Below are 17,875 nucleotides of genomic sequence, written 5' to 3'. Positions count from 1 at the left end.
CTCGAATTCCCAGAGAAATGAATTCTATCCTTTTCGGCGCAATATCCTCGCACGACTCGAAGACTTGAGTTAGCCTTCTCCTTCAGTCGGGAGGGGAAGATGGCGAGCAACGCACGAGACCCGCAACCACCGGTGAAGATGGCGATGGCGGGATGGTATGATCCTCGCCTGCTGGCCAAGACCGGCGTCCGAGCGGCGATTTCCACATTGTTCGGCCATTTCGCGGACAAGCGCGAAGCGATCGCTGCGGCCAATGCGATCCAGGCCACGCCGAAGGACGGCGAATTCGACTATTCCGGGGCGCGCGACCCGCAGACGGGCGCGTTCTGGTTCGATTTCCTGGCGGATAGCGGAGACGGCTGGAAATCGACCTTCGCCATGGCCCGGCTCGCCGCCGAGCCGGCGCTGGTGGGCCACACGCTGCCGCGCGGCCGGCTGCTCATCCTGGGCGGCGACCAGGTCTACCCGACCGCCTCGCGCGAGGATTATCGGGACCGCTTCATCGGCCCGTTCGACGAAGCCTACGCGCCGGGCGGGAAACCCAAGTGGGAGGAGAGCGAGCAGCCGCACCTTTATGCCATTCCGGGCAATCACGATTGGTACGACGGGCTCAACTCCTTCTTCGGCCTGTTCTGCCGGCGCCGGCTGGCGCGGCCCGGGATCGACCTCGGCATCAGCCGCCAGGGCAAGGTGATCGGCGGCCGCCGGACCCAGCAGACGCGCAGCTACTTCGCGATCGAGCTTCCCGGCGACTGGTGGGTGTGGGGCACCGACAGCCAGCTGGAAGGCTATATCGACCAGCCCCAGATCGACTATTTCCAGCACGCCGCGGCCTATTGGATGAACCCGGGATCGAAGCTGATCCTGTGCGTCGCCGATCCGGCCTGGGCCTATGTCGACCCGAAAGATCCCGACAAGAAGTTCGAGAGCTTTTCCTATCTCGAGCGGCTCGCCGGCCTGGCGCAGATGCCCGAGGCGCGCGAAAACCGCGAGGCGGGCTGGCCCGAAAACGGGGCGCCGATGGGGCACAAGCTCAAGGTCGTGCTGACCGGCGACAGCCATCATTATTGCCGCTACGTCGAACATGACGACGATCCGGAACGCCCCGCCCGCCACTATATCGTGTGCGGCGGCGGCGGGGCTTTCCTCCATCCGACCCATCACCTGAAGGACAAGCTGTTCCGCTACCGCTTTCCCAAGCCGGGGGTGGAGCCGAGCGCCGGGGCGCAGGATCGCGCCTTCAGGATCGCGAACGACGGCAAGGCGGTTTTCCCCAGCGTCGCGGATTCTCGTGCCCTCGCCTGGGGCAACCTCAAATTCCCACTGCTCAACAAGCTGTTCGTGGCGACCTACATGGCGCTCTACGGAATCTTCAACTGGGTGCTCGATTTTCACGCCCGGGCCGCCGAGGCCGATTCGATGAGCGCGATTCTGCGCAAGGGCGATTTCCTCCATTCGATCCAGGCCTATTGGGAGCTGATCGGCTCATCGCCATGGTCGGCCCTGCTCGTGCTGGTGGCGTGGCTCGGCTACGTGAAGTTCGCGGAATCGCCTTATTCGCGGGGGCTTCAGGTCGCGATGGGCACCGCGCACGCGCTGGCGCAGGCGGCGGCGGTGACTCTGACGGTCTGCGCCATCGTCCATTACAGCGAAGGCCTGTTCCCCGGCGATTGGGCGCGCGGCGACAATATCGCGACCCTCGTCGTGGCGACGATCGTCTCCGCGATCGTCTCCGGCTTCGTCTTCGGCGCCTATCTGCTCGTCTGCCTGAACCTGCTCGGCCGCCACCCGAACGAAGGCTTTTCGTCGATGCGGATCGAGAACTTCAAGAGCTTCCTGCGGCTGCGCATCGACAAAGACGGCGGTCTCTCCATTTTTCCGATCGGCCTCAGATCCGTGCCCGACACGGACGACGGCACGCTCGCGGAAACGCTCATCGAACCCCCGATCGAGGTTGCGCCATGAAAAGGATTTCCAGGCCGCTCTCCGAAATGGAGACGCGCTACGACGCGATCGTCGTCGGCTCCGGCTACGGCGGCGGCGCGGCGGCGTCGCGGCTGGCGCGGATGGGCTACAAGGTGGCGCTGCTCGAGCGGGGCGAGGAGAGGCTGCCCGGCGAGTTTCCCGATACGCCGGCCGAGGCGACCCGGGAATCGCAGGTCAACGGCGCGAAGGGCCATCTCGGCCGAGCGACCGGCCTGTTCGACCTCCATGCCGGCAAGGACATCAACGTGCTGGTCGGCTGCGGGCTGGGCGGGACCTCGCTGATCAACGCCAACGTCTCGCTCAAGGCCGATCCCAGGCTGTTCGACGACCCGGCCTGGCCCGCCGGCGTCGGCGACGCCGATCTCGCGACCGGCTACGAGCGGGCGCTGACCATGCTGAAGCCGCGTGCCTATCCGGATGGCGGCGCCGACTATCCGAAGCTCAACAAGCTCGAGGCGATGAAGGCGGCGGCCGCCGCCTTCGGAGTGCCGCTCAGCCTTCCGCCGATCAACGTCAGCTTTTCCGCCGGCTACAACCCGGCCGGAATCTGGCAGCCCGCCTGCAATTTGTGCGGCGATTGCTGCTCGGGCTGCAACACCGGCGCGAAGAGCACCACCCAGATGAACTATTTGCCCGACGCGGCCGCGTTCGGCGCCGAGATCTTCTGCGGCGTCAAGGTCCGCTCGGTCAGCGCCCGCGAGGGCGGCGGCTGGTGCGTCCATTATGCGCCGCTGTCGCTCGGCCGCGAAGGCTTCGAGGCGGAGGAGCCGACCGTCTGTGCCGACATCGTCGTTCTCGCCGGCGGCACCCTGGGCTCCACCGAAATCCTGTTCCGCTCGCGCGAGCGCGGCCTGCCGATCTCGGACCGGATCGGCCAGGGCTTCAGCGGCAATGGCGACGTGCTCGCCTTCGGCTACAACAACGATCGGCCGATCGACGGCATCGGCTTCGGCCAGGATTCGCCGAGCTACGATTACCGCACCGACGGCCGCCGCCCGGTCGGCCCCTGCATCTCCGGCCTGATCGACCTTCGCGCCGCAAGGGACGGCGCCGACGACGTCGAACGGGGGATGGTGATCGAGGAGGGCTCGATTCCCGGCGGCATCGGCCCCTTCCTGCCCGGAGTGATGGCCGCCTGCGCGTCGGCGCTCGGCACCGACACCGACACGGGCGATTATTTCACCGAGAAAGCGCGCGAGATCGAGAGCCTGGTGCGCGGCCCCTATCACGGCGCCGTCAATCACACCCAGACCTTCCTCGTCATGTCGCACGACGGCGCCGGCGGGGTGATGGAGTTCGCCGACGATCGGCTTGGAGTCGTCTGGCCGGGGGTCGGCGAGATGGACGGCTTCAAGCGCGTCGCCGCCAATCTCGAGAAAGCGGTGGCCGCGACCGGGGGCACCTATGTGCCCAACCCGATCTGGACCGACCTGCTCGATCACAATCTGGTCACCGTCCACCCGCTTGGAGGCTGCCGGATGGCGGACGACGCGGCCGAGGGCGTCGTCGACGGCCGCTGCCGGGTCTTTTCCGGGGCGAGCGGCGCGGCCGTGCACGAGGGCCTCTACGTCTGCGACGGCTCGATCATGCCGCGCTCGCTGGGCGTCAATCCGCTGCTCACCATCACCGCCTTCACCGAGCGGGCGATGATGAAGCTCGCCGCGGACAGAGGCCGGACGATCGACATGACGCCCGCCGCCCAGCAGGCGCCGGACGAGGGGGCGGCGACGGTCGGCATCCGCTTCACGGAGAAGATGGCCGGAACCGTCGTGCCCGCGGGCGGCGGAGTCCCATCCGACTGCCATTTCGTGGTGACGGTGATCGCCGAGGATGCCGACCGGCTGCTGCGCGAGGCCGCGCACGAGGCGGACCTGATCGGGACTCTCCATCTGCCCGCCGTCTCGCCCGACCCGCTGACCATCGAGAAGGGCCGGTTCAACCTCTTCACCGAGGCGCCCGACAAGGCGGCGACCCGGCTGATGGAATATCGAATGCCGCTCGCCACGGCGGAGGGAACGGCCTTCTACTTCTACGGCCGCAAGCTGATCCACGACGATCGCGGCCTGGACCTGTGGGGCGACACGACGACTCTCTTCGTCAAGATCTACTGCGGCAGGGACGACCAGTCGCCGCTGGCTTTCGAAGGCACGCTCAAGATCGATCCGATGGATTTCGCCCACCAGCTGACGACGATGACCGTGACCAACGCGCCGAGCCTGCTTTCCCGGCTCAACACGATCCGCAAGTTCAGCATGTTCTTCGCCGGCCAGCTGTTCGACACCTACAAGGGGATGGCGCCGAAGCCCTCGCACGACGGGACGTGAGGCTGTGCCGACCCGCTACTCCAGCTCGTCATTGCGAGCGTAGCGAAGCAATCCAGTTCTGATTCGGAGGCCCGCTGGATTGCTTCGTCGCTGCGCTCCTTGCAATGACGATGCGAAAGGAAGCCCTCAGCTCCCCTCGATCGGAGTCGCGATCAGCTGGGGCATGGCGGCGGGGCCGGTACCCAGCGCGCTCCCGCCGGCGTGCTTCTCGATGAACTGGAGCATCCGGGGGAAGACCTCCTTCGCCGCGTCCTTGCCCATGAACACGTCCTGGTGGCCGTAGCCGTCGAAGACGGCCAGCTCGTGAAGGCCGGGAGCGATCTTCTCGAGCCGGCCGTGGCAGTGGATGTTGGAATCGGTGAACACCTTGTTGTCGATGCCGGTGGTGAAGAGGACCGGAGTGGTCACCTCGCCCGCGCGCTCGAAATAGTCGTCCGGGAGCGGAGCGAGCGCCGGATCCTTCGGGTACATCTTCACCGCCCCTCCGGCCTTCACCATCATGTTGACGTGGCGGTGATAGTTGACCGCGGTCGCGCCATAGAGGTCGCCGCCGCGCCGGTGGGTGACCGGGAGGAGATTGTCGTGGCTGTAGAGGGCCGGAAAGCCGGTGCCCCACATGAAGCTCAGCATGTGGCAGGCGCTCTCGTCGCATTCGCGGTGGGCGAGACCGAGCGCCTTGGCGACGACCTTGCCGGTGGTGAGGCCGGGCTCGGACCCCCAATTGGGCGAGACGTAAGGCTGCTGAAGCACATATTCGACGAGGAACGGGGCGAGCGCGAGCTTCACCCGCGACCAGCCCGGGACCCGCGGTGTGAGCGCGACGCTGTTGGCGATCAGGCTCTGCACCTTCACCACCCCTGCGAACAGGCTCATCGTGAACGAGGCCGAGCCGAGGCAATGGGCGATGACGTGGATTCGCACGTCGCCTCCGGCCGCGGCGCGGATCGCCTCCAGCGCCGGAGGGAAATCGAACAACGCGACATGATCCATCGAATAGCGGTGGCGCAGCAGATTGTAGGGATGGCGGTTGCTCATCCGGTAATCGAGGGTCCAGACGTCGGTGAGGCCGTGGGCATGGAGGAAACGCACCAGATTCTCGTGCTCGGGCATGATGAACATGTCGCACGAGGTGGTGAGGCCGTGGCAGATCATTACGACGTCGCGGCACGGCGCCTTGTTGAAGCGAAGCAGCGAGAGGCCCAGGCCGTCGCCGGTGGAGAACGGGTGAGTGCTGGTCTCGCAATCCGGGACGCCGGCCAGAGTGTAGAGGGGAATTTCCCGAGCCATTTCGTGCCTCCTCGCCGCGCGGAGCTTGCGCGCAACCTTTGGACCGGCTGAGTCGCCGCTGCCCCGCCTGTTGAAATCTATCGCACTTTTCGGCCTCCCGCATCCGCTATTTCGGCGAATCCGGCGCGCGACGGCGGGGGAACGATCGGGCGCCCTTCGTGCGTTGGAGGCCGATGCGGATCGCGACCTTCAACGTCAACGGGATCAACGCGCGTCTGGGCGGACTGCTCGAGTGGCTCGCGGAGGATTCGCCCGACGTCGCCTGCCTGCAGGAATTGAAGGCGCCCGACGAGCGCTTTCCGGAGGCGGCGATCGAAAAGGCGGGCTACGGCGCGATCTGGCACGGCCAGAAGAGCTGGAACGGCGTCGCCATCCTCGCCAAAGGCTGCGAGCCGGTGGAGACGCGCCGCGGCCTGCCGGGCGATCCGGACGACCTCCACTCGCGCTACATCGAGGCAGCCGTGGGCGGCGTGCTGATCGGCTGCCTCTATCTGCCGAACGGCAATCCGGTCGGCACCGAAAAGTTCGCCTACAAGCTCAGGTGGATGGAGCGTTTCATGGCCCGCGCGGCCGAGCTCAAGGGGCTCGATTGCCCGGTGGTGCTCGCGGGGGATTATAACGTCATCCCGACCGACGCCGACGTCTACAAGCCCGAGCGCTGGCAGGACGACGCCTTGTTCCAGCCGGAGCCGCGCGCGCAATATGCGCGACTTCTGAAACAGGGCTGGACCGACGCCCTGAGGCACCTTCACCCGAAGGAGCGGATTTTCACCTTCTGGGATTATTGGCGCAACGCCTTCGCGCGCGACGCGGGCATTCGCATCGATCATCTGCTGCTGAACAAGCAGGCCAAGAAGCGGCTCAGCGCCGCGGGCGTCGATCGCCATGTCCGCGCGAGAGAGAAAGCGAGCGATCACGCGCCGGTCTGGATCGCGCTTGATCCCGACTGAGGGGCGGATAGAAGAAGAAGGGTGACCGCCTCCGCAGCGCAGCGCCTGATCCTCAGAGGAGGCCGCTCCGCCGCGCTCGGCTTCCTGATCCGCTTCGGCGCGCGATTGTTCTTCATCTTCGTCGCGGGCCGACTGTTCGGCGCCACCCTGTTCGGCGCCTTCGCCGTCGCGGTGGCGGTGGTCGAGCTTGCGGTGACGATCGGCGGCGCCGGCCTCAAGCGCCAGATCTTCAAGCTGCTCGACGAAGGGAGCGCCGAGCGGCCGCCGCCGCACATCCTGCTCGATTCCGTCGTCCTCGTCATCCTCGCCGGCCTCGCCTGCGCGGCGCCGATCATGCTCGTAATCACCCTTTTCCCCGGCTTGGCCGCCGCCAACACCGAAACGGCCCTCTTCCTGCTCGCGCCGATGATCGTCGGGCAGGCGCTGCTCGATCTGCTGCTCGCCGCGACGCGCTGGACTCACCGGATGCGGTGGCAGGTCTGGGGCCGGTCGGTGATCGAGCCCTATGTCGGGGTCGTCGCAGCAGCCGCCGCCTGGGCGTTCGGCTGGCGCGAGACCGGGCTGATCGTCGGCTATTGGGCCGGCACGCTTGCCGCCCTCCTCTTCGCGCTTGTCGGCGCCCGACGCTGCCTCGGGCCATTCCGGCTCGGAGCCTGGCGACTCAAGCCAAAGCGGCTGCTCGACATCTCCCGTCACACCGCTTGGCCGACTCTCAGCGACTTCGTCGGAGCGCTTGCCGGCCGGCTCGACCTCTATCTCGTCGGCCTTCTGCTCGGCGAGGCGCCGGCCGGCATTTACGGAATGGCGCAGCAGATGCGCACTCCGATCCGCCAGGTGCGCCAGAGCTTCGACGGCCTGCTGACCCCGATCGTCTCGCGCACCCTGGTCCATGGCGGCGCGGCGCGGACGGGCCGGGCGACCGCCTCGGCCTCGCGGCTGATCCTCGCCATCCAGCTTCCGGCCCTGGCGGCGCTGGCGATCGTCGGCGCGCCGCTGCTCGCCCTGATCGGCGCCGAGTTCGTCGCCGGCTATTGGGCGATGCTTCTGCTCGCCGCGGCCGAGACGGTGCAAGGCGCGTTCGGAGTCAGCGACCTCATCCTGCTCTTCCGCCGCGCCCAGCGGGTGATCCTCGTCACGCTGACCAGCGTCGCCGTCACGCTGGCCTGCGGGCCTTTGCTGATCGGCTGGCTCGGCCTCGCCGGCGGAGCGCTCGCGGCGCTGCTGGCGACGACGGGCGCGGCGATCGTGCGCCGGGCGATCCTTCGCCGCGAGTTCGGGGTCGAGGTGCCGTTGTTCTACGCCGCGGTCGCCCTGCCGGCCGCCGCCGCCGATCTCGGTGTGGCGATGATCGTGATGGGGCTGCCGATCGAGAGCCTGGCGCTGCGCGTGGCGATCGCCGCCTCGTCAGGCCTCGCCGCCTATCTGGTCCTGCTCAAGCTCATCCTGCGCTCGCGGCGCGAGAGCCTCTCGCTGACCCATTTCGTGGTCGAGCCTCAGACGTAGCGATCGAGGATCGGAAGCACGCCCGCCATCTCCCCGGCATAGTCCCGCCACTTGCCGATCTCGAGAGCGCCCGCCGGACCGGCTGTTTCCGCCTGCGGCAGATCGAGCATTGCCCAGACCGCGCGCATCTCGCCCTTCGGATCCGCGGCGAGCTTCTGGATCGAACAGGCCTGAAGGAACAGGCCGAACGCCTTTTCGGTCGCCTCCACCATCTCCATCGTCGCCGCGTAGAGCGCAGCGGCGCCTTCCAGCGTCAGCAGCTGATAGGCGGGCGCGCTCATCTCGAAACGATGGCGGAACGCGCCGAGCACCGCGTCGCGCGGATCGCGGCGCGCGACCAGCACGTGCGCCTCGGGGAACAGCCGGGCGATCAGGGGCAGCTTGAAGACGTTCAGCTCGTGCGCGTCGACGAACGCCCGGCCGACGGGATCGGCGCCCGCCTCCGCGACTCGGCGCCAGTAAGCCGCCCTCCATGGGTCGAGTGCGCTATCCTCGGCCTCGCAGAGCCGCGCGATGTCGTCCGCGTCGCCGAGGAACTGGCGCGCGGAATCGATCAGGGCGTCGCGCTCGCCGGTGGTTACGACCCCGCTCTGGCCGGCAAGAATATCCGCTATCAGGCTCGCGCCGGATCCGGGAAATCCGACGAGGAAGACGTGGCGCCGGGCCGGCCCGCCATGATCGCGCCCCCATGAGGCGGCTACTCGCCTGCCGGCGATGGCGCCGGTCAGTTCCCGGACCAGATCGAGCGCGCCTCGGCCCTCGCGATAATGCATGGCGTAATGATCGCGAAGGATGCCATTGCCTTCATCCCAGGCCTGGAACGCCCCGGTGAAGCGCTGCTGCGCGTCGAGCGCATCGCCGAGCAGGCCGAGCGCGAGGGCTCGCTCGGGCGGCTGCAACCTCTGGTCGCGGAGCAGGAGGCGAAGCCTCGCCTCCCCCTTGCCTGCCTCGCCCTCGATAATATCGGCGCCCGCGAGAGTCGCCAGGGCCTCCGGATATTCGACCTGGCGCGCGATGACCTGCTTCGCCAGCCGCCGCGCTTCGGCGCCGTCGCCGCGGCGCAGCGCCAGCGCGGCGAGGCCGTTGAGAGCGATGAGGTTCGCGGGATCGCGCGCAAGCGCCGCCTCGAAGCTGGCTCGCGCTTCGAGCGGGCGGGCGAGCGCCACGAGGGCGGTACCACGATTGGCCAGCGCCGGCGCGAAATCCGGATCGGCGGCCAAAGCCGCCCCGAACTCCGCGATCGCCTCCTCGTGCCGGCCGAGCCACATCAGGTTGAGGCCGATCGCGTTCATTATGCCGGCCGCCTCCGGGGCGGACGCTTTGGCGCGCACAAGCAGCTCGAGCGCGTCCGCGAACCGGCCTTCCACCTCGCGCCGTCCGGCGACGAAGCTCAGCACCATCGGATGATCGATGCCGTCGGCGAGCGCGTCCTCGGCCATCTTTCCGGCCGCCTCGATGTCGCCGGCCGTCAGCGCGGCGTGGATCGCCCGCAGCCGCGCCTTGTCCGTTTCGGGATCGCGGACCGTGGCGGCGGCGCCGTTGCCGCCATTGTCTGAACTCATCCGGGGAGGCCTTCCGCTCCAGGAGAAAGCGGCGCCCTAGGTGTGAAATCCGGCCGAGTTCAACCCTAATTGCGATAGATGCCGGCGATCAGCCCGCGCGACAGCGCTTCGTCGGCCTCCAAATACCAATTGTAGAGGGCCTTCTCCCAAATCTCGTCCTCGCTGACGTCGCTGCCCTCGATCAGCCGGCGGAACGGTTCCTCCTCGCTTGCGATCCCGACCTGGAGCTGGGCGAGCAGGGCTTCGACCAGCGGCACGCTCGAGCGGATCGGCCCGGAGAGCTCGACGGTCTTTTCCAGCTTGCGGCAATGAATCATCACCTTCGCATCGGGAGCGAGCCAGCGATCCTTCTTTGGAAAGGCCGACATGATCGTGGCTCCGGCGGAGTAGACCACCGTCTTGCCGAGAAAGACGAAGCGTCCGGGAATTCGCGCCCGGGCGCGATCGATCTCGAGCACGATCCTGCGCGCCATCTCCGGATCGCCGCCGAGGGTGGTGATTTCCAGGGCGACGTCGCCGCCGGCCTGCTCGGCCTTGCGCAGCTGGTCGAGGAAGCGCCCGACCGTGACCTCGCCGATGTCGCCGATCAACGAGATCTGGGGGTTGGCCAGGACCGGGGGGGCTATGGTTTCGGCGTCGGAGCGGGCCATGATCTTCTCCTCATGGAAGCGGCCGCCCCCGCGAGAGAGCGGCCGCATGTATCAGGTGGGAAGCGGACTATTCGCGCTCGCGCTCCCTTTCGCGCTCACGCTCGCGCTCGCGCTCGTCCTGCTGCTGCTGCTGGCCGCCACCCTGGCTGCCGCCGCCCATCTGGCCGCCGCCCTGGCCGCCCTGCTGCTGACCGCCCTGACCGCCGCCGCTCTGGCCGCCCTGCTGGCCGCCGCCCATCTGGCCGCCGCCGGACTGGCCGCCCTGATCCTGCTGGCCCTGGCCGCCACCGAGACCGCCTTGCTGACCCTGATTGTTGTTCTCGGCCATCTTGCCTTCTCCTTGCTTAATTCGGGTCGCCCCGATGGGCGCTCCGCCAAGATGAACGTCACCTGACAGGTGGCGTTCCCCGATAAGCCGTTGATTTAACCCACATCAGCCTGTTTGTTGGGCGCCGCGTGCGGAGGCCCCGGCAATGCTCCGGGCAAGCCGCAGCGCGCGCGCCGCTAAGAGCCCGAGTCAACGGGGTCTTCAAAATCCGGGCTCCAGCCAATGGGGGTAAATGGTGCCCAGAAGAGGACTCGAACCTCCACGCCCTTGCGAGCGCCAGCACCTGAAGCTGGTGCGTCTACCAATTCCGCCATCTGGGCACGGGGTAGGCGGGGCGAGGTAGGGGCCGGCCCCTGCCCTGTCAAGCAAGCGCCCGCTTGCCAAGCGCGGGACGCGCGGGCAAGGAAGCGCCGCGCTGCGAAAAGGCCCCTCGAATGACGGTAAAGACCGACCGGCTCATCACCCTGTTCGGCGGCGGCGGGTTTGTCGGCCGCTATGTCGCCCAGGCCCTGTTCAAGGCCGGCGCCCGGGTGCGGATCGCCGAGCGCGAGCCGCGCCGGGCCTATTTCCTTAAGCCCCTGTGCGGCCTTGGCCAGATCCAGTTCGTCCGCGCCGACATCGCCAAGCCGGCCGAGGCGGAAGCGGCTGCGCACGGTGCGGACGCGGTGGTCAACCTCGTCGGCGTGCTCGGCGGACATTTGGAGGCCGTCCACGTCGCCGGCGCGCGCAACGTCGCGCAAGCGGCCGCGCGCCAAAACGTGCCGGCCCTGATCCACGTCTCGGCGATCGGCGCGGATCCGGAGAGCGCGAGCGATTATGGCCGCTCCAAGGGCGAGGGCGAAGCGGCAGTGCGCGCGGCATTTCCCGACGCGACCGTCATTCGCCCCTCGATCGTATTCGGCCGCGAAGACGATTTCGTAAACCGCCTTGCCCGGCTGGGGCAGCTGATGCCCGTGCTCCCGGTCATTCGCGGCGACTGGAAGATTCAGCCCGTCTATGCAGCCGATCTCGGCAAGGCGATCGCGGTCGCCGCGCTCGATCCCGCGCCTTATGCCGGCAAGACGTTCGAGCTCGGCGGGCCGCAGGTGCTGACGATGCGCGAGCTGGGCGAGTGGGTCTGCCGCACGACCGGGCGCAATCGCCCGATCGCGCAGATACCGGATGCGATCGGCAGGCTCATGGCCCGGCTGACCGGCTGGCTGCCGGGCGCTCCGGTCAGCTGGGACCAATGGCTGATGATGAGCCGCGACAATGTCGCAAACGGTCCCGGCTTCGAGGCGTTCGGAATCCGCCCGACGCCGCTCGCCGCGGTCGCCGAGGAATGGCTGACCCTCTACCGCCGCCACGGCCGCTTCGCGAAACCCTCGCCTTACTGATCGACAGACCCCACGTGGACCCCATCCTGACCGCCATCCTCCTCGGCATCGTCGAGGGCCTCACCGAATTCCTTCCGGTGTCCTCGACCGGGCATTTGATCCTCGCCTCGGAGCTGCTGGGCTACGACGCCGAGACCTGGGCGGTCTTCAACGTCGTCATCCAGCTCGGCGCGATCCTCGCCGTCGTCGTTCTTTACTGGCGGACTTTCTGGGTCGTCCTGACCGGAATGTTCAGGCGGGATGCGATGGCGTGGCGCTTTGCCCGAAACGTCCTCGCCGGCTTCCTTCCCTCGGCGGCGCTCGGCCTCCTGCTCATCGACCAGATCGAGTCCCTTTTGGAGAACGCGCAGGTGGTCGCCGTCGCGCTCATTCTCGGCGGGATCGCGATCCTCGCCGTCGAGCGCCTGGTAAAACCTGCCGACACGGAACCGGGAGTCGCCTCGCTTCCGCTCGGGACGGCGCTCGGCATCGGCCTCATCCAGTGCATCTCGATGATCCCCGGAGTCAGCCGGTCGGGAGCGACGATCATGGGCGCCCTCACGCTTGGCGTGGAGCGGCGGACGGCGGCCGAATTCAGCTTCTTCCTCGCCGTGCCGACGATGGTGGGAGCGAGCGGATTGTCGATCCTCAAGCACCGCCACGAGCTGGCTTCGGGCGCCGTCGATTGGCAGCTCGTCGCGATCGGCTTCGTCGTCTCGTTCCTCGTCGCCCTGTTCGTGATCCGCTGGTTCATCGGCCTCGTCTCGCGCCGCGGCTTCGCTCCATTCGCCTGGTATCGCATTATTGCCGGATCCTTGGCCCTCGCATGGCTGTTATATCGTTGATATATTCAGCTTTCGCTCATCCTGCCTTGGGCAGGAGAGCGCGACTCGCATGATCGGGAGGAGTGTTCTCATGCGCCTGATGCTGCTGCTCGCCGCGGCCGGGGCCGCGTTGCTCGCCGGACCGGCGGCCGCGCAGAATCGCCATGCCGCCGAGGCCGCCGAGGCCATCGACCGCACCGCGCCGGCGATCGACCGGACCACCCAGGCCCTGCTCAACCTGGACATCGGCCCGATCCTCGACGCCGCCGATCCCACCCGTCCGCACCACCACCGCACCGTGCGCGACATGGCGCGGCGCGACGATCCCGATTTCGAGCGCCACATGCGCGCGTCGATCTACGGCAACGCCGCGCGTCTGCGCCAGATGAGCGCGGCCATCGCGGCGACCGAGCCCGCGCTGCGCCAGACGCTCGCGCAGTTCCAGGCAAGCATCGCCGCGGCGATCGAAGGGCCCGGGATGGAGGCGCCGCCGCCGCCTCCGGGGGATGTCGACGACGATTGGGACCGCGACCAGGACGACGATCCGCCCCCGCCCGAGCCCTACGAGGAATAAGCCGAGCCGCCGCGAATTCGGCGGTGGACTGGCCCAGCCCTGCCGTTAAGAAACGGCGGGCATGTGGCAGCTTCATCAATTCCCGCTTTGTCCCTTTTCGCGCAAGGTGCGCCTCGCGCTCGCCGAGAAGGCGATCCCGCTCGAGCTCGTCCGAGTCTCCCCCTGGCTCCAGGAAGACGAGTTCATGGACCTCAACCCCGCGGGCCAGACTCCGGTGCTGGTCGAGCCGGACAAGAATATCGTGCTGATCGATTCCGGGGCGATTTGCGAATATTTCGAAGAGACCGTCGACCGAACCCCGCTGATCCCGGGCACCGCGGCCAACCGCGCGGAGATCCGCCGCCTCGTGACCTGGTTCGACGAAAAGCTCTACCGCGACGTCGTCTCCCCTTTGATGGACGAGCGGATGACCAAGCGGCTGGTCAGCCGCGATCCGCCCGATACGGGCACGCTCAGGCGGGCGATGACCTCGGCCAACGCCCATCTCGACTATATCGATTATCTGCTCGATCACCGGCGCTGGCTGGCGGGGCCGGTGCTGACCATGGCCGATCTTGCCGCCGCCGCCCATCTTTCGGTCGCCGACTATCTCGGCGGGATCGACTGGCGCGGCCATAAGCAGACGGTCGATTGGTACGCGGTGATGAAATCCCGCCCGAGCTTCCGATCCCTGCTGACAGAGCGGATGGAGGTGATCATGCCTCCCGCCCACTACGACAAGCCGGATTTTTAGGGGATTCCGCGCAGATAAATTCTGATGGCGACCTCGGCACCGCGCGGCGCGGTGCCCGGCGCGGCTTTGAAGCGAGCCGCCTGGGCCGGGCAGGGGGACGGCAGGCTTAGAACTCCCGGCAGGACCCGGATCGTGCGCGGACCCGCGCCCCGGCACCCCGCGACCGTTCCGTCGGGCGTCACGACGAGATGTGCAGAATCCTCGTAGATGAGCTCGCCGTCCGGTTGGCCGGCGCTCGCCACCGGGGTTGCGCCCTCGGGCGTCAGCACATAGTCAGCGACCAACGCTCCCGGCGTGCCGAAGCGGCGCAAAGCGTCGGCGGCGCCGGACCCCGAAAGGAACCCGCACTCCTCTCCGGCGCGGAGGATCGAATCGCCGCCGTTGATGCGGATCGAGCAGCCGATATTGCCCGCAACGTCGCGGACGACCGCAGTCGTCACGCGTATCGCCGCGAAGGGCATCGTCTCGTCCGTGGCTGGGAGGACCCAGCGTATCCGGTCGGAGACGGAGCCGGCCACAGCCCGCCCACGCCCGTCGTGCGCCGGCTCGAAACGGGCCCGCTCCATGAAAATGTCGCAGGTTCGCTGGTCGAGCTCCCGATCGGCCCGGCCGGTGACGGTGCAGCGCGTCGGAACGCCGGCGGCGTCGATGTCGAGGGTGAAGGCGACGGTCCCGGACGCACCCCGCCGGATCGCTCCGGCCGGATAATCCGCATCGGATACCCAAGCGGCCAGCGGATGAAGCGGTCGCGGATCGCGCGGCGCTTCCGGCGCTGCCGCCGCGACAAGCGCCAAGATGATCATAGCCGTCACTGCCTTCGCTTCCCCCGCACCCGTCGGCGCACATCGGATAATTGCGTATCGGCTTGCAGGAAATTCGCCGGCTGGCAAGACGGCGCGCAGGGCCGCGCCCTTGATCGCGCCCGGCCAATGGCCCACATCCATCCCATGCTGATCCAGACCGAAACCACGCCCAATCCGGCGACTCTGAAGTTCCTGCCCGGCCGCAAGGTGATGGAGGCGGGGACGCGGGATTTCGCGACCCCCGAGGATTCCGAAGCCTCGCCGCTCGCCGAGGCGATCTTCTCGACCGGCGAGGTCCAGGGCGTGTTCTTCGGCCGCGATTTCGTCTCGGTCACCGCTGCGCCCGGAGTCGAATGGCCGCGGCTGAAGCCTCAGGTGCTCGAAATATTGCTCGACCATTTCGCGAGCGACGCGCCGTTGTTCCGCGCCGCCACCGCCGGCGGCATCCATGTCGCGCCCGACGCGGAGATCGACGACGATCCGGCGGACGCGGAGGTGATCGCCCAGATCCGCGAGCTGATCGAGACCCGGGTGCGCCCGGCGGTCGCGCAGGACGGCGGCGACATCGTCTATCGCGGCTTCAGCGGTGGGACGGTCTATCTCGCCCTCCACGGCGCCTGCTCGGGCTGCCCCTCCTCGACGATGACCCTCAAGAACGGGATCGAGGGCCTGCTCAAACATTATGTGCCCGAGGTCGAAGCGGTCGAAGCGGTTTGACCCACAACCGTCATTCCCGCGCATGCCGGCATCCAGCCTTTTCCCGTTCGCCTGCGTCTGAAGCTGGACTCCCGCTTTCGCGGGAGTGACGATAACGGAAGGGCTCTTCCTCATGCTCTTGGTAATCGACAGCGCGACCGCGGCTTGCTCGGCGGCTCTGATCGGCGCGGACGGCGCTCTCGTCGACGAGCGGCACGAACTGGTCGGCCGCGGCCATGCAGAGCGGCTCGTGCCGATGATCGAGGAGCTGTTGGCCGGCCGCGTTCCTCGCGCCATCTCGGTCGATTGCGGGCCGGGCAGCTTCACCGGTGTCCGCGTTGGCCTCGCCGCCGCGCACGGCCTCGCGATCGGATGGAAGATCCCCGTTTCTGGCTATTCCTCGATGGCCGCTCTGGCGGCAACCTGCGGCGAATCCGAGGTTGGGGTCGCGCTGGTGGGGGGACATGGCGAACTTTTCGTGCAAAACTGGCGCCATGATCCGCTCGAACCGCTCGACGATCTCAGCTCGCTGGCGCCCGAACGGGCGGCTGCGGCGGTCCGCGCGGAGCTGGTCGTCGGTTCCGGAGCGCAAGCGTTGATCGCCGCGCGCGGCCATGGTCGGGCGCTGGACATCCTGCCCAGAGCCGCGCACATTCGCTTTTTGCCCGCGCAACTTAAGAGCCTGCCGGCGCGACCGATCTATGGCCGCGCGCCGGACGCGAGACCGATGGCATGAGCGAAGCCGAGGTCGAAATTTGCGAGGGCAGCGTTGCCGATCTCGATGCGGTGATGAGGGTCATGGACGACAGCTTCGATCCACGCTTCGGCGAAGCGTGGACCGCTTCTCAATGTGCGGGGCTGCTTCCCCTGCCCGGCGTGTGGCTGACTTTGGCGCGCGACGCCGTGGGCGTTGCCGGCTTCGCCCTGGCCCGAACGGTCGCCGACGAAGCGGAGCTGCTGCTTCTCGCCGTAAGGCGGCAGAGTCAGGGGCGGGGCGTAGGCAAGACGTTGCTCGATCATTTCATCGAACAGGCCCGACAACGCGGTGCGGCGCGAGTGCATCTCGAAGTCCGGGAAGGAAATCAGGCCCTTAGCTTGTACCGCCAGGCAAGCTTCACTTTGGTCGGCCGGCGGCGTAACTACTATAGCGGTCAGACCGGACAGACCTATGACGCACTGACTTTGGCGAAGAGTGTGCATCGTTAGTCACCGAAAATTCGTTTCGGTCTTGTCAGGGCCGCCAAAACGGATCATCCCGCACTTGGCGACAGTCAGGCCAATGACTGTCCCATCCTCTGAACGAAGGTTAGACATGGACACACAGGATAATTTCGGTGAGACTTTGATCACGCTCACCGCCGACATCGTTTCGGCACATGTAAGCAACAACAGCGTGGCGGTTTCCGACCTGCCGCTGCTCATCAGCAACGTGCATAACGCGCTTGCCGGGCTCGGTAACACACCGGAAGCGCCGGCGCCACGGCCGGAACCAGCGGTTTCGATCCGTTCTTCGATCAAGCCCGATTACGTGGTCTGTCTGGAGGATGGGAAGAAGTTGAAGATGTTGAAGAGGCATCTGATGACCCATTACAACCTCACTCCCGACCAGTACCGGCAGAAGTGGGGTCTCGGCGCCGACTATCCCATGGTCGCGCCGAACTATGCGGAGCAGCGCCGGACGCTGGCCAAGAAGATCGGCCTGGGGACGACCCGCAAGCGCACCAAGAAGTAAGCCGCCACGCGGAACGACTCGCAAGCGCACCCAAGAATCGGGGCGCGACGCAGCAAAATGAGAAAGCGCCATCCCCGCGCGGGGGTGGCGCTTTCCTTTTGCCCCGGCGCCGCCTTCTGATCTAAGACCGAGGGGCATGACCCGTAGCATCGATATCGAGGCGCTGTGCGCCGAGAAGGGCCTCAGGATCACCGAGCAACGCAAGGTCATTGCGCGCGTGCTCGGCGACTCCGAGGATCACCCCGACGTCGAGGCGCTCCACGCCCGGGCGTCCGCGGTCGATCCGGGAATCTCGATCGCAACCGTCTACCGCACCGTCCGCCTGTTCGAGGAAGCGGGGATCCTCGAGCGCCACGATTTCGGCGACGGCCGCGCTCGCTACGAAGCGGCGGCGGAGACCCACCACGACCATCTGATCGACGTGGAGACCGGCAAGGTCATCGAGTTCGTCGACGAGGAGCTGGAGCAGCTCCAGCGCCGAATCGCCGAGAAGCTCGGCTTCCGCCTGGTCGACCACCGAATGGAGCTTTACGGCGTCGCACTCGGCCGGGAACGATAGGGCCTTGCG

At 67.4% G+C, this 17,875-nt stretch carries 17 protein-coding genes, 1 tRNA gene and 1 pseudogene; 14 read left to right on the top strand and 5 right to left on the bottom strand.

What is annotated here, in order from left to right; genetic code table 11:
• The first annotated feature begins 99 nt into the window (after window positions 1–99).
• Window positions 100–1,965 carry a hypothetical protein gene (locus E6G92_00505; protein TMJ18374.1) on the top strand — a complete coding sequence of 622 codons (1,866 nt, stop codon included), beginning with the start codon at window positions 100–102 and terminating at the stop codon, window positions 1,963–1,965.
• Window positions 1,962–4,310, top strand: a complete 2,349-nt coding sequence (locus E6G92_00500; GenBank protein ID TMJ18373.1) for a GMC family oxidoreductase — start codon at window positions 1,962–1,964, stop codon at window positions 4,308–4,310. Before E6G92_00505 ends, E6G92_00500 begins: the two co-directional genes overlap by 4 nt.
• A 210-nt stretch (window positions 4,311–4,520) precedes the next feature.
• On the opposite strand, the pseudogene E6G92_00495 reads toward E6G92_00500, so the two are convergent.
• Window positions 4,521–5,597: pseudogene (locus tag E6G92_00495) on the bottom strand (alpha/beta hydrolase).
• A gap of 173 nt (window positions 5,598–5,770) precedes the next feature.
• Here E6G92_00495 and xth point away from each other — a divergent pair.
• Both xth and E6G92_00485 read left to right on the top strand, forming a co-directional pair.
• Complete coding sequence (gene xth / locus E6G92_00490; GenBank protein TMJ18372.1) at window positions 5,771–6,547, top strand: exodeoxyribonuclease III; 777 nt, start codon at window positions 5,771–5,773, stop codon at window positions 6,545–6,547.
• A gap of 21 nt (window positions 6,548–6,568) precedes the next feature.
• On the top strand, window positions 6,569–8,050 hold the full coding sequence (locus tag E6G92_00485; GenBank protein TMJ18371.1) for a hypothetical protein: 1,482 nt from the start codon (window positions 6,569–6,571) through the stop codon (window positions 8,048–8,050).
• Here the strand turns inward: E6G92_00485 and E6G92_00480 are convergent.
• Together E6G92_00480 and E6G92_00475 are read right to left on the bottom strand one after the other, a co-directional pair.
• Entirely contained in the window at window positions 8,041–9,612 is a 1,572-nt protein-coding gene (locus E6G92_00480; GenBank protein ID TMJ18370.1) for a tetratricopeptide repeat protein, read from the bottom strand. The genes E6G92_00485 and E6G92_00480 overlap by 10 nt on opposite strands.
• A gap of 65 nt (window positions 9,613–9,677) precedes the next feature.
• Window positions 9,678–10,262 (bottom strand): peptidase S14, encoded by a 585-nt coding sequence (locus E6G92_00475; GenBank protein TMJ18369.1) that lies wholly within the window; start codon window positions 10,260–10,262, stop codon window positions 9,678–9,680.
• Window positions 10,263–10,308: 46 nt separating this feature from the next.
• On the opposite strand from E6G92_00475, the gene E6G92_00470 reads away from it, so the two are divergent.
• Window positions 10,309–10,656, top strand: coding sequence for a hypothetical protein (locus E6G92_00470; GenBank protein ID TMJ18368.1), 348 nt, complete (start codon window positions 10,309–10,311; stop codon window positions 10,654–10,656).
• 167 nt (window positions 10,657–10,823) lie between these two features.
• Here the strand turns inward: E6G92_00470 and E6G92_00465 are convergent.
• Window positions 10,824–10,910, bottom strand: a tRNA-Leu gene (locus E6G92_00465).
• Window positions 10,911–11,024: 114 nt separating this feature from the next.
• On the opposite strand from E6G92_00465, the gene E6G92_00460 reads away from it, so the two are divergent.
• The 4 genes from E6G92_00460 to E6G92_00445 all read left to right on the top strand — a co-directional run bounded on the left by E6G92_00460 (window position 11,025) and on the right by E6G92_00445 (window position 14,076).
• A complete protein-coding gene (locus E6G92_00460) occupies window positions 11,025–11,966 on the top strand; it encodes a complex I NDUFA9 subunit family protein (GenBank protein ID TMJ18367.1) in 942 nt (313 codons plus the stop codon).
• Window positions 11,912–12,790: an undecaprenyl-diphosphate phosphatase gene (locus E6G92_00455; protein ID TMJ18366.1), complete on the top strand. Its 879-nt coding sequence runs from the start codon at window positions 11,912–11,914 to the stop codon at window positions 12,788–12,790. The genes E6G92_00460 and E6G92_00455 overlap by 55 nt, the downstream gene beginning before the upstream one ends.
• Before the next feature lie 70 nt (window positions 12,791–12,860).
• Window positions 12,861–13,343, top strand: a complete 483-nt coding sequence (locus E6G92_00450) for a hypothetical protein (GenBank protein ID TMJ18365.1) — start codon at window positions 12,861–12,863, stop codon at window positions 13,341–13,343.
• A 61-nt stretch (window positions 13,344–13,404) separates the two neighbouring features.
• On the top strand, window positions 13,405–14,076 hold the full coding sequence (locus E6G92_00445) for a glutathione S-transferase family protein (GenBank protein TMJ18364.1): 672 nt from the start codon (window positions 13,405–13,407) through the stop codon (window positions 14,074–14,076).
• Here the strand turns inward: E6G92_00445 and E6G92_00440 are convergent.
• On the bottom strand, window positions 14,073–15,020 hold the full coding sequence (locus E6G92_00440) for a TonB family protein (protein ID TMJ18363.1): 948 nt from the start codon (window positions 15,018–15,020) through the stop codon (window positions 14,073–14,075). The two genes, E6G92_00445 and E6G92_00440, sit on opposite strands and share 4 nt — an antisense overlap.
• Before the next feature lie 3 nt (window positions 15,021–15,023).
• On the opposite strand from E6G92_00440, the gene E6G92_00435 reads away from it, so the two are divergent.
• The 5 genes from E6G92_00435 to E6G92_00415 all read left to right on the top strand — a co-directional run bounded on the left by E6G92_00435 (window position 15,024) and on the right by E6G92_00415 (window position 17,866).
• Window positions 15,024–15,596 (top strand): NifU family protein, encoded by a 573-nt coding sequence (locus E6G92_00435; GenBank protein TMJ18362.1) that lies wholly within the window; start codon window positions 15,024–15,026, stop codon window positions 15,594–15,596.
• 112 nt (window positions 15,597–15,708) lie between these two features.
• A complete protein-coding gene (gene tsaB / locus E6G92_00430) occupies window positions 15,709–16,311 on the top strand; it encodes a tRNA (adenosine(37)-N6)-threonylcarbamoyltransferase complex dimerization subunit type 1 TsaB (GenBank protein ID TMJ18361.1) in 603 nt (200 codons plus the stop codon).
• Window positions 16,308–16,781: a ribosomal-protein-alanine N-acetyltransferase gene (rimI, locus tag E6G92_00425; protein ID TMJ18360.1), complete on the top strand. Its 474-nt coding sequence runs from the start codon at window positions 16,308–16,310 to the stop codon at window positions 16,779–16,781. Before tsaB ends, rimI begins: the two co-directional genes overlap by 4 nt.
• Before the next feature lie 106 nt (window positions 16,782–16,887).
• Window positions 16,888–17,307: a transcriptional regulator gene (locus tag E6G92_00420; protein TMJ18359.1), complete on the top strand. Its 420-nt coding sequence runs from the start codon at window positions 16,888–16,890 to the stop codon at window positions 17,305–17,307.
• 136 nt (window positions 17,308–17,443) lie between these two features.
• Window positions 17,444–17,866, top strand: coding sequence for a transcriptional repressor (locus E6G92_00415; GenBank protein ID TMJ18358.1), 423 nt, complete (start codon window positions 17,444–17,446; stop codon window positions 17,864–17,866).
• The last annotated feature ends 9 nt before the right edge of the window (window positions 17,867–17,875 follow it).

The sequence above is a fragment of the Alphaproteobacteria bacterium genome (assembly GCA_005883305.1).
Lineage (GTDB): Bacteria > Pseudomonadota > Alphaproteobacteria > Sphingomonadales > Sphingomonadaceae > Allosphingosinicella.
This window is presented reverse-complemented; position numbering and strand designations above follow the sequence as displayed.